This window comes from Streptomyces mexicanus (assembly GCF_902506575.1).
In the GTDB taxonomy this organism is placed as follows: Bacteria; Actinomycetota; Actinomycetes; order Streptomycetales; family Streptomycetaceae; genus Streptomyces; species Streptomyces mexicanus.
In genome coordinates this window covers 5,254,217-5,264,916 of sequence record NZ_LR732544.1, presented here as the reverse complement: position 1 = coordinate 5,264,916, position 10,700 = coordinate 5,254,217, and the positions used below count along the sequence as shown (strand labels likewise).

At 72.5% G+C, this 10,700-nt stretch carries 9 protein-coding genes and 1 pseudogene; 7 read left to right on the top strand and 3 right to left on the bottom strand.

Features of this window, described 5'->3' with window-relative positions:
• Positions 1 to 172 precede the first annotated feature (172 nt).
• Together GV126_RS23715 and GV126_RS23710 are read left to right on the top strand one after the other, a co-directional pair.
• Positions 173 to 1,300 (top strand): adenosine deaminase, encoded by a 1,128-nt coding sequence (locus GV126_RS23715; RefSeq protein WP_328707349.1) that lies wholly within the window; start codon positions 173 to 175, stop codon positions 1,298 to 1,300.
• 103 nt (positions 1,301 to 1,403) lie between these two features.
• The gene (locus tag GV126_RS23710) at positions 1,404 to 2,105 is read left to right on the top strand and encodes a glycerophosphodiester phosphodiesterase (protein ID WP_185947866.1); all 702 of its coding nucleotides are present in this window, start codon (positions 1,404 to 1,406) and stop codon (positions 2,103 to 2,105) included.
• Positions 2,106 to 2,181: 76 nt separating this feature from the next.
• Here GV126_RS23710 and GV126_RS23705 read toward each other — a convergent pair whose 3' ends face one another.
• Positions 2,182 to 2,784: a TetR family transcriptional regulator gene (locus GV126_RS23705; protein WP_159670245.1), complete on the bottom strand. Its 603-nt coding sequence runs from the start codon at positions 2,782 to 2,784 to the stop codon at positions 2,182 to 2,184.
• Between the two features lie 72 nt (positions 2,785 to 2,856).
• Here GV126_RS23705 and GV126_RS23700 point away from each other — a divergent pair, with 72 nt between their 5' ends.
• Positions 2,857 to 3,678, top strand: coding sequence for a class I SAM-dependent methyltransferase (locus GV126_RS23700; RefSeq protein WP_159670242.1), 822 nt, complete (start codon positions 2,857 to 2,859; stop codon positions 3,676 to 3,678).
• A 106-nt stretch (positions 3,679 to 3,784) separates the two neighbouring features.
• Here the strand turns inward: GV126_RS23700 and GV126_RS23695 are convergent, their stop codons facing one another.
• Positions 3,785 to 4,999, bottom strand: a complete 1,215-nt coding sequence (locus GV126_RS23695; protein ID WP_159670239.1) for an ABC transporter substrate-binding protein — start codon at positions 4,997 to 4,999, stop codon at positions 3,785 to 3,787.
• A 425-nt stretch (positions 5,000 to 5,424) separates the two neighbouring features.
• On the bottom strand, positions 5,425 to 6,864 hold the full coding sequence (locus GV126_RS23690; RefSeq protein ID WP_159670236.1) for a gamma-aminobutyraldehyde dehydrogenase: 1,440 nt from the start codon (positions 6,862 to 6,864) through the stop codon (positions 5,425 to 5,427).
• A gap of 169 nt (positions 6,865 to 7,033) precedes the next feature.
• Between GV126_RS23690 and GV126_RS23685 the strand changes: the two genes are divergently transcribed.
• From GV126_RS23685 to GV126_RS23670, 4 genes and pseudogenes are all read left to right on the top strand, one after another.
• Positions 7,034 to 7,558, top strand: a complete 525-nt coding sequence (locus GV126_RS23685) for an Lrp/AsnC family transcriptional regulator (protein ID WP_159670233.1) — start codon at positions 7,034 to 7,036, stop codon at positions 7,556 to 7,558.
• On the top strand, positions 7,543 to 8,925 hold the full coding sequence (locus GV126_RS23680; protein ID WP_236570080.1) for an aspartate aminotransferase family protein: 1,383 nt from the start codon (positions 7,543 to 7,545) through the stop codon (positions 8,923 to 8,925). Before GV126_RS23685 ends, GV126_RS23680 begins: the two co-directional genes overlap by 16 nt.
• 250 nt (positions 8,926 to 9,175) lie before the next feature.
• Complete coding sequence (locus tag GV126_RS23675) at positions 9,176 to 9,919, top strand: ABC transporter ATP-binding protein (RefSeq protein ID WP_159670227.1); 744 nt, start codon at positions 9,176 to 9,178, stop codon at positions 9,917 to 9,919.
• Positions 9,901 to 10,700 (top strand): annotated as a pseudogene (locus GV126_RS23670) (hypothetical protein); the annotation flags it as partial. The gene GV126_RS23675 and the pseudogene GV126_RS23670, both read left to right, overlap by 19 nt.

Below are 10,700 nucleotides of genomic sequence, written 5' to 3'. Positions count from 1 at the left end.
AAGCATGACGGACACGACACGGCCGGGTGGGGACGCAGGGGCCGACGACAACCCGTGGGCGCCGCGCAGGCACACGCGGACACCGTGCAGGCACGGCACACTCATGACACAGGCACAGGCACAGGCACGACGCCGGCACCGGCCCGTCGGCGCCGGCGGCCCTGCGCCTACGATGGCGGTGCTCATCGATCAGCCGATCACCCGCACCGCTCCCCCAGGGCCAGCGGTGCCGTTCCCGGGGAGGGACGCCTTGACCCAGCAGCACGCACCGCGCGATCCGCACGCCTTCATCGCCGGACTGCCGAAGGCCGAACTGCACGTGCACCACGTCGGCTCCGCCTCCCCCCGCATCGTCGCCGAACTCGCCGCCCGGCACCCCGACTCCAAGGTGCCCACCGACCCCGAGGCCCTGGCCGACTACTTCACGTTCACGGACTTCGCGCACTTCATCCAGGTGTACCTGTCCGTCGTCGACCTGATCCGCACCCCCGAGGACGTCCGCCTGCTGACGTACGAGGTGGCCCGCGACATGGCCCGCCAGCAGGTGCGGTACGCGGAGCTGACCGTCACCCCGTACTCCTCCACGCGCCGCGGCATCGACGAGCGCGCCTTCATGGACGCCATCGAGGACGCCCGCAAGGCGGCCGAGGCGGACTTCGGGACCGTGCTGCGCTGGTGCTTCGACATCCCCGGGGAGGCCGGTCTGGAGTCGGCCGAGGAGACGCTGCGGCTGGCCACCGACGAGCGGCTGCGGCCCGAGGGGCTGGTGTCGTTCGGGCTGGGCGGCCCCGAGATCGGCGTACCGCGGCCGCAGTTCAAGCCGTACTTCGACCGGGCGATCGCCGCCGGGCTGCACTCCGTGCCGCACGCCGGGGAGACCACCGGGCCGCAGACGGTGTGGGACGCGCTGACCGAGCTGCGCGCCGAGCGCATCGGCCACGGCACCAGTTCCGCGCAGGACCCCAAGCTGCTCGCGCACCTGGCCGAGCACCGGATCCCGCTGGAGGTGTGCCCCACCTCCAACATCGCCACTCGTGCCGTGCGCACCCTGGACGAGCACCCGATCAAGGAGTTCGTCGAGGCCGGGGTCCTCGTCACCGTCAACTCCGACGACCCGCCGATGTTCGGCACCGACCTGAACACCGAGTACGCCGTGGCCGCCCGCCTGCTCGGGCTGGACGAGCGGGGCATCGCCGAGCTGGCCAAGAACGCGGTGCACGCCTCCTTCCTGGACGAGGCGGGCAAGGCGCGCATCGCCGAGGAGATCGACGCCTACACCGAGCGCTGGCTCGCCCCCTGACCGAAGCCACCCTCGGGCCGGAGACAAGGGCCGGGAGACAAGGCCCGGGAGCCAAGCGCCGGGACGCGACCCGGCGGACAGGGTCCGCGCCACAATGGGGCGCATGCAGACGCTCACCGCCGTGGCGCACCGCGGCGACCCCTACCTTTTCCCCGAGAACACGCTCGACTCGCTCCGCTCCGCGCTCGCCCGGGGCGCGGACGCGGTGGAGGTCGACGTCCGCCTGACCCGGGACGGCGTGCCCGTGCTGCTGCACGACGAGTCGCTGAAGCGGCTGTGGGGGCACGACCGGCCGCTGCGCTCGCTGACCGCCGAGCAGGTGCGCGAGCTGACGGACGGCCGGGTGCCGACCCTGGAGGACGCGCTCGCCGCCACCGACGGCAGCCGGGTGATGATCGACCTGCCCGGTGGGCCCGGCCCGCGGGCGGTGGCCCGGATCATGGACGTGGTGCGGGCGTGCGGGGCACGGGAGAGGGCGTACTACTGCGCGGGTGCGGAGGCGATGCTCGCGGTGCGCGCGGCCGACGCGTCCGCCGAGATCGCCCTGACCTGGACCTCGCTCGCGCCACCGCGGGCCGGCCTGCTAGCGGCGGTGCGCCCGCGCTGGCTGAACTACCGCTTCGGCCTGGTGGACCGGGAACTGGCCGCCCGGGTCCACCGCGACGGCCTGCTGCTGTCCGTGTGGACCCCCGACACCCGCCGCTCGCTGCGCCGCCTGGCCGCCCTGGGCGTGGACTCGATCACGACCAACCGCGTCGACGTCCTGTGCGCGCTGCGCGGCGACGGCGGCCGTACGCAGCGGTGATCAGACGGGGGCACGGGGCCGGCGGGCAGCGGCACCGCGGCCGGCGTGACGCGCTCCAGCCGACGGCCGGGACGGCTCAGCGTGGCTTCGGCGGTACGGCGTCGGCGAGGACCGAGGCCACCAGCTTGCGCACGGTCGCCGTGGTCGGCGGGTCGGCGTCACGGTCCGCGAACAGCAGGTGCCCGCCCCCGACCAGGGAGAGGGTGAGCGAGTCGAGGTCGGCGTCGGCCGAGACGCGGCCCAGCGCGCGCTCCTCGGCCAGGTAGGCGGAGACCGCGGCCGTGACCTGGGTGAGGATCGCGATGCCGCCGTGCGGCATGGCCTGCCGCAGCCGCGCGCGCAGTGCGTCCCGGAAGGTGACGAGCGGGATGATCGCCACCGGAACCGGCCCGAACAGGGCGGTCAGCGCTTCGGTGAGGTTGTCGGTCACGGTCGCGGTGCCGACGGCCTCGCGCAGCGCACGCGCCTGCGCCTCCAGGCGTGCGGCCCGGTCGAGCACCAGCTCGGCCAGGAAGGCGTCGAAGTCGCTGAAGTGCCGGTGCAGGACGCCTTTGGCGCAGGCCGCCTCGTCGGTGACGGCCCGGCTGGTCAGCCCGTTCGGGCCGTCCCGCAGCAGCACGCGTTCGGCGGCGTCGAACAGCTGCCGGCGCGCGTCGCGCAGATGCACTCCGGTCGGCACTGCTGGATCCTCTCGTACGCCGGACACCCGGCACCCGTTGGCGTGTGGGCGGTTGCCCACTAAGGTGGGCGCATGCCCATTCTACCGCGAGAGCAACCGGAACCCGCGCGCCCGCACCAGGTGCGGCGGATGGCCGAGTCCTTCGGCACGGATGCGCACCGCTACGACCAGGCCCGCCCGCGCTATCCCGAGGACCTGGTGGCGCGCGTCGTCGCCGGCAGTCCCGGTCCCGACGTGCTCGACGTCGGCTGCGGCACCGGCATCGCGGCCCGCCAGTTCCAGGCCGCCGGCTGCACGGTGCTCGGTGTCGAGCCGGACACGCGGATGGCCGACGTCGCGCGGGACCGCGGCCTGCGGGTCGAGGTGGCGACGTTCGAGAAATGGGAGCCGGCCGGCCGGGTGTTCGACACGGTGATCGCCGCCCAGTCGTGGCACTGGGTGGACCCGGCCGCCGGTGCCGCGAAGGCGGCGCGGCTGCTGCGCCCGAACGGGCGCCTGGCGATCTTCGGGCACGTCTTCGAGCCGCCTGCCGAGGTGGCCGAGCCGTTCGCGGCGGCGTACCGCCGGGTGGCGCCCGACTCCCCGTTGAGCAGCCAACCGGCGCGGCGTCCCCTGGAGGTGTACCGGGCGGGGTACGCGAAGATCGCCGACACGCTGCGCGCGACCGGGCGGTTCGACGAGCCGGAACAGTGGCGCTTCGACTGGGAGCGGTCCTACACGCGCGAGGAGTGGCTGGACCTGCTCCCCACCACCGGTGGCCTCACCCGGCTCCGCCCCGATCAGCTGGCCGACGTCCTGGGCGCGGTCGGCCGTGCCGTCGACGCCCTGGGGGGCCGCTTCACGATGCGGTACACCACGCTGGCGACCACCGCCGTACGCACCGGCACCCCGTGATCCACCACCGCACGTACCCGCACCCCGTGATCCACCGCCGTACGCACCGGCGCCCCGTGATCCACCACCGTGCGGTCGCGCGGCCGGGGCGCACGGGTGTCCCCGGTCACAACCCCACGATCTTGTTCCAGCGCTGGGCGAACTCCGTGCGCTCGGTGGAGCTGATGTCCCGGGCCACCGCCAGGCGTTCGCGCATCGCGGCGTCCGGGAAGATCAGCGGGTTGTCGGCGAGGGCCGCGGTGTCCTTGTCCTTCGACGCGGCCAGCACCTCCTGCGCCGCCGGGACCGGGCAGACGTAGTTGACCCAGGCGGCCAGGTCGGCGGCGACCTCGGGGTCGTAGTAGTAGTCGATCAACCGCTCGGCGTTCGCCTTGTGGCCGGCCAGGTTGGGGATCATGAAGGAGTCCGCCCACAGTTCGGCGCCCTCCTCGGGCACGACGAAGCGGATGTCGGGGTTGTCCGCCTGGAGCTGGATCACGTCGCCCGAGTACGCCTGGCAGGCCAGCACGTCACCGCTGACCAGGTCCTTGGTGTAGTCGTTGCCGGTGAAGCGGCGGATCTGACCGTGCCGCACCTGCTTCTCCACCTGGTCGCACATCCGGTGGAAGTCGTCCGCCGTCCACTTCGTGATGTCCACGCCGTCGCCCTGCATCAGCAGCGCGAACGCCTCGTCCAGCCCGGAGAGCAGGGTGACCCTGCCCTTCAGGTCGGCCGCCCACAGGTCGGTGACACGGTGGATGTCACGGCCCAGCTTGCGGCGGTTGTAGGCGATGCCGGTGATGCCCGACTGGTAGGGGACGGTGAACTTCCGCCCGGGGTCGAAGGCGGGCGAGCGCAGCTGCGGGTCCAGGTAGCGGGCCACGTCGTGCTGACGGGCGCGGTCCATCTCCTGCACCCAGCCCAGGCGTACGTAGCGGGCGCACATCCAGTCGCTGATGACGATGAGGTCGCGGCCCGGCCTCTGGTGGTTCATCAGGGACGGGCTGATCTTGCCGAAGAACTCGTCGTTGTCGTTGATCTCCTCGACGTAGTCGACGGAGAGGCCCGTGCGCTTCTCGAACGCCTCCAGGGTGGGGCGGCGGCCCGGGTCGTCGTCGTCCGTGTCGATGTACAGCGGCCAGTTGGCCCACGTCAGCCGCTTGTCGGCGGCGGATCTGTCCGGGGCGGCGCGGTCGCCGGGTGCGACGTAGGCGGCGGGGACCCCGCAGCCGGCCAGGGCGCCGAGCACGGCGGTGCCGCCGAGGGCGCGCAGCAGAAAACGGCGGGAGGGGGCGGTGCGCGGGGGCGTCGGCTTCAGGGGTGTCAGCGGTGTCCGGGGCATTGGCGCAGCATGCCGTCCGCGGTCTCACCTGGGCAATCGACGCTCCGTCGAGCGCGGCAGGCCGGGCCTGACACCTTGTCGATCAGTTCTCGCCGAGCCCCCAACTCCCCACCAGGGCGAGCGCCCGTCCCCGGCCGACGGGCGCAGGCCGTCACCCTCCGACTCGCCGACGACGAACTGGACTTCCTCGCGGCTCGGTGACGGCACGCGGCCCCGGACGGTCCGTCCTCCGTCCGGGGCCGCGGGTTCGGCGGCTCGGGGCTGTCCGGCGGATCAGGCCGCGCGGGCGGGGATCGGCCCGTCCGTCCTCCGGGCGGGCCCGGTCGCCGCGCGCTCGCGGTGCGCGCGCCCCGCGCGACGAGCAGCCGGGCCGCCCGCGGGTGCACGCGTCTCGATCCGCCGGGCGGACCCGCCCGCCGGGGGCCTTACGCGTCCAGCGACGTCATCACGTGCTTGATGCGCGTGTAGTCCTCGAAGCCGTACGCCGACAGGTCCTTGCCGTAGCCGGACTTCTTGAAGCCGCCGTGCGGCATCTCGGCGACCAGCGGGATGTGGGTGTTGATCCACACGCAGCCGAAGTCGAGCTTCTTGGACATCCGCATGGCGCGGCCGTGGTCCTTGGTCCACACCGAGGAGGCCAGCGCGTACTCCACGCCGTTGGCCCACTGAACGGCCTGGTCCTCGTCCGTGAAGGACTGGACCGTGATGACCGGCCCGAAGACCTCCTTCTGGATGATCTCGTCGTCCTGCTTGAGGCCGGAGACGACGGTCGGGGCGTAGAAGTAGCCGCGCTCGCCGACCTGGTGGCCGCCGGCCTCGACCTTGGCGTGGGCGGGCAGCCGCTCGATGAAGCCGGCGACCTGCTTGAGCTGGTTGGGGTTGTTCAGCGGGCCGAACAGGACGTCCTCGTCGTCCGGCTGGCCGGTCTTGGTCTCGGAGGCGGCCTTGGCGAGGGCGGCGACGAACTCGTCGTGGATCGACTCGTGGACGAGGACGCGGGTGGCGGCCGTGCAGTCCTGGCCGGCGTTGAAGAAGCCGGCCATGGAGATGTCCTCGACGGCCTTGGGGATGTCGACGTCCTCGAAGACGACGACCGGGGCCTTGCCGCCCAGCTCCAGGTGGACGCGCTTGAGGTCCTTGGAGGCGGACTCCGCCACCGACATGCCGGCGCGTACGGAGCCGGTGATGGAGGCCATCGCCGGGGTCGGGTGCTCGACCATCAGGCGGCCGGTCTCGCGGTCGCCGCAGATGACGTTGAAGACGCCCTTCGGCAGGATCGAGCCGGTGATCTCGGCGATCAGGACGGTGGAGGCGGGCGTGGTGTCCGACGGCTTGAGCACCACCGTGTTGCCGGCGGCGATCGCCGGGGCGAACTTCCACACGGCCATCATCATCGGGTAGTTCCACGGCGCGACCTGGGCGCAGACGCCGACCGGCTCACGGCGGACGATCGAGGTCAACCCCTCCATGTACTCGCCGGCCGAGCGGCCCTCCAGCATGCGGGCGGCGCCCGCGAAGAAGCGGATCTGGTCGACCATCGGCGGGATCTCCTCCGAGCGGGTCAGCCCGATCGGCTTGCCGGTGTTCTCCACCTCGGCGGCGATCAGTTCCTCGGCGCGCTCCTCGAAGGCGTCCGCGATCTTCAGCAGGGCCTTCTGCCGCTCGGCGGGGGTGGTGTCGCGCCAGCCCGGGAAGGCCGCCGCGGCCGCCGCCATGGCCGCGTCGACGTCCGCCTGGCCGGACAGCGGCGCGGTGGCGTAGGCCTCGCCGGTCGCGGGGTTGACCACCTCGGTGGTCCGTCCGTCGGCGGCGTCCCGGAACTCACCGTCGATGTAGTTGCGCAGACGACGCAGCTCGGTGCTCACTGCCGGCCCTCCTGGTGTGGTTCGGTGTCCGATCTCTGAGACACCCACCCTAGTCCGCGCACCGACGTTTTCAACACCCCCGTCGCCGCCACTTCTGCGAAATCCGCAAGTCTTGGGCTCCTGGACAACGAAATACATCGCTTCGGGCTTGCGGAACTGTCGATACGTCGTGCACAGTGAGGACGTGGCCAGTCGAAGCGCAGACCAGAAGGACTCCGCCCGCGAGTCCCGCACCGGGAACGGCTCCCCCCACCTGGACGCCGTCTCCCTCGCCATCATCGAGCAGCTACAGGAGGACGGCCGCCGGCCCTACGCCGCGATCGGCAAGGCCGTCGGTCTGTCCGAGGCGGCCGTGCGCCAGCGCGTGCAGAAGCTGCTCGACCAGGGCGTCATGCAGATCGTCGCCGTCACGGACCCGCTCACCGTGGGCTTCCGCCGGCAGGCGATGGTCGGCATCAACGTCGAGGGCGATGTCGAGGCCATCGCGGACGCGCTGACTGACATGTCGGAAGTCGAGTACGTGGTGATGACCGCGGGCTCGTTCGACATCCTCGCCGAGATCGTCTGCGAGGACGACGACCACCTGCTGGGCGTCATCAACAAACGCATCCGGGCCCTGCCCGGCGTGCGCTCCACCGAGAGCTTCGTCTACCTCAAGCTCAAGAAGCAGACCTACATGTGGGGAACCCGATAACCGTGAGCACCAAGGACCTCAGCAAGTCCGCGTACGACCACCTGTGGATGCACTTCACCCGCATGTCCTCGTACGAGAACTCCCCCGTCCCGACGATCGTCCGGGGTGAGGGCACCTACATCTACGACGACAAGGGCAAGCGCTACCTGGACGGACTGGCGGGCCTGTTCGTGGTCCAGGCCGGCCACGGCCGCGTCGAGCTGGCCGAGACCGCCTTCAAGCAGGCCCAGGAGCTGGCGTTCTTCCCGGTGTGGTCCTACGCCCACCCCAAGGCCGTCGAGCTGGCCGAGCGGCTGGCCGGCTACGCGCCGGGCGACCTGAACAAGGTCTTCTTCACCACCGGCGGCGGCGAGGCCGTCGAGACCGCCTGGAAGCTGGCCAAGCAGTACTTCAAGCTGACCGGCAAGCCCACCAAGCACAAGGTCATCTCCCGCGCGGTCGCCTACCACGGCACCCCGCAGGGCGCCCTGTCCATCACCGGCCTGCCGGGCCTGAAGGCCCCCTTCGAGCCGTTGGTGCCGGGCGCGCACAAGGTGCCCAACACCAACATCTACCGCGCCCCGCTCTTCGGCGACGACCCGGAGGCCTTCGGCCGCTGGGCCGCCGACCAGATCGAGCAGCAGATCCTCTTCGAGGGCCCGGAGACGGTCGCCGCCGTCTTCCTGGAGCCGGTGCAGAACGCCGGCGGCTGCTTCCCGCCCCCGCCCGGCTACTTCCAGCGGGTGCGCGAGATCTGCGACAAGTACGACGTCCTGCTCGTCTCGGACGAGGTCATCTGCGCCTTCGGCCGCCTGGGCACGATGTTCGCCTGCGACAAGTTCGACTACGTCCCGGACATGATCACCTGCGCCAAGGGCATGACCTCGGGCTACTCCCCGATCGGCGCCTGCATCATCTCCGACCGCCTGGCCGAGCCGTTCTACCAGGGCGACAACACCTTCCTGCACGGCTACACCTTCGGCGGCCACCCGGTCTCCGCGGCCGTGGCGCTGGCCAACCTCGACCTGTTCGAGCGCGAGAACCTCAACCAGCACGTGCTCGACAACGAGTCGGCGTTCCTCTCCACCCTGCAGAAGCTGCACGACCTGCCGATCGTCGGTGACGTCCGCGGCAACGGCTTCTTCTACGGCATCGAGCTGGTGAAGGACAAGAACACCAAGGAGTCCTTCAACGAGGAGGAGACCGAGCGCGTCCTGTACGGCTTCCTGTCCAAGGCGCTGTACGACAACGGCCTGTACTGCCGGGCCGACGACCGCGGCGACCCGGTCGTCCAGCTCGCCCCGCCGCTGATCTCCGACCAGGGCACCTTCGACGAGATCGAGCAGATCCTGCGCGCGACGCTGACGGAGGCGTGGACCAAGCTGTGACCGCCCCGGGGTGAGCGCCGCCCGCGCACACCTCCGATCAGATGATCATCACCGGCCCCGGAGCCGTCCGTTCGAGTGGGAAACGGCGGCCCGGGGCCGTGTGCTGTCCGGGCACCCGGCACCGGGCCGCCTAGCGTCGTGACCGATCGGCTCCGCCTTCGTTCCCCCGTACGGGGGATTCGTACGAAGGATCCCACGGACCCGCACGGCAACCCGCGCGGCATTCCCGCTCCGAACCGAGGTGTACGCCATGGTGGCCCCGCCGGACAACGACGTGCTCTGGGCACGCGCCCTGCACTACACCCACAAAGACGGCTCGCCCGCGCTCAGCGGCGTCTCGCTCGGCGTGCGGCAGGGCGAGATCCTCGCCGTGGCCGGCCCGAGCGGCAGCGGCAAGACGACGCTGCTGCGCTGCCTCGCGGGACTGGTGCGGGTCCGGGAGGGCGAGGTGTGGTTCAACAGCTCCCCCGTGCACACCCCCGGCCCGCTGGCCCGCGAACGGCTGCGCCGCGACCGGTTCGGCTGGATCGACCCCGCCCCCGCGCTCGTCCCCGAGCTCAACGTCTGGGAGAACACCGCCCTGCCGCTGATGCTGCGCGGCACCAGCCGGCGCCGGGCCAAGGGCACCGCCCTGGAGTGGCTGGAACGCCTGGACGTCGGCGAACTGGCCCGCAAACGCCCCCACCAGCTGCGCCAGGCCGAGCGGCAGCGGGTCTGCATCGCCCGCGCGCTCGCCCCCGCCCCCACGGTGCTCTTCGCGGACGAACCGACCGCCCCGCTGCACCGGGCCGACCGCGGCCACATCCTGCGCACCCTGACCACCGCGTCCCGCTCGCACGGCATCACGGTCGTGCTGGCCACCCACGACGCGGAGACCGCGGCCCTCGCCGACCGCACGGTGGCCCTGCTCGACGGACGGTGCGTGAAGACCGTCGAGCTGCCCCCGGCCGGCGACACGACGGAAGGCCGGGCGGCGTGCTCGCTCTCCGTCTGACCCGCGTCGCCCGCCCGGCCGTCCAGCTGCGCCGCCTGACCGTGGTCGCGGCCTGCGCGGGCACCGCCTTCCTGATGCTGTGCAGCCTCGGCCACGCCCTCGCCCACCCCTCCCAGGCGTCGGCGGCGCTGCTGCGCCTGTCCTGGTGCGTGGTCCCGCTGGCCGCCACCGTGTACCTGACGGTCGCGGTCGCCCGCACCGACCCGGGCACCCGGGTACGGCCCGGCCTGTCCGCCCTGGGCCTGGGACCGGGCCGGCTGATGGCCGTCGCGGCCGCCACCACCGCCCTGGTGTCCGCCTTCGGCACCCTGCTCGGTCTGCTGGCCTTCCTGCATCTGCGCGGTGACCTCGGCGGTACGGGCCTGCCGTTCGGCGGCACGGCCGCGCGCCTCCTCGGCGCGCCCGAGCCGCTGCCGGTGCCGGGCACGCTCACGCTGCTGGCGATCGTCCCGGCCCTGGCCTCGGGCGCCGTCGCCCTCGCGCTGCGGCCGCGCGAGCGGCGGGAGACCTCACGGGGCTTCGGGCGCTTCACGGCCGACCGGGCACGCGCCGGGGCGGCCGGCCGGAACGGCGCGACCGGGGCAGGCACCGCGGCCGCGCCGGAGGGCGCGGGCCCGTCCGGCGCGGCGGACGCCGAGGGCGTACGGGCGGGGGCCGGGCAGCCGGAACCGAACGGGGCCGAGGGGACGGCTCGGCCGTCTCCGGCCCGGGCCTCGGGCGAACGGGGTGAATCGGTCCTTCGGCCGGCGGACGCGGACGGTCCGGCCGGACCGGATGCTCC

Bases quoted from the DNA above. Each gene is read 5' to 3' on its own strand.
- GV126_RS23715 (WP_328707349.1), top strand. From the start codon at position 173: ATGGCGGTGCTCATCGATCAGCCGATCACCCGCACCGCTCCCCCAGGG.
- GV126_RS23710 (WP_185947866.1), top strand. From the start codon at position 1,404: ATGCAGACGCTCACCGCCGTGGCGCACCGCGGCGACCCCTACCTTTTC.
- GV126_RS23700 (WP_159670242.1), top strand. From the start codon at position 2,857: ATGCCCATTCTACCGCGAGAGCAACCGGAACCCGCGCGCCCGCACCAG.
- GV126_RS23695 (WP_159670239.1), bottom strand. From the start codon at position 4,999: ATGCCCCGGACACCGCTGACACCCCTGAAGCCGACGCCCCCGCGCACC.
- GV126_RS23675 (WP_159670227.1), top strand. From the start codon at position 9,176: ATGGTGGCCCCGCCGGACAACGACGTGCTCTGGGCACGCGCCCTGCAC.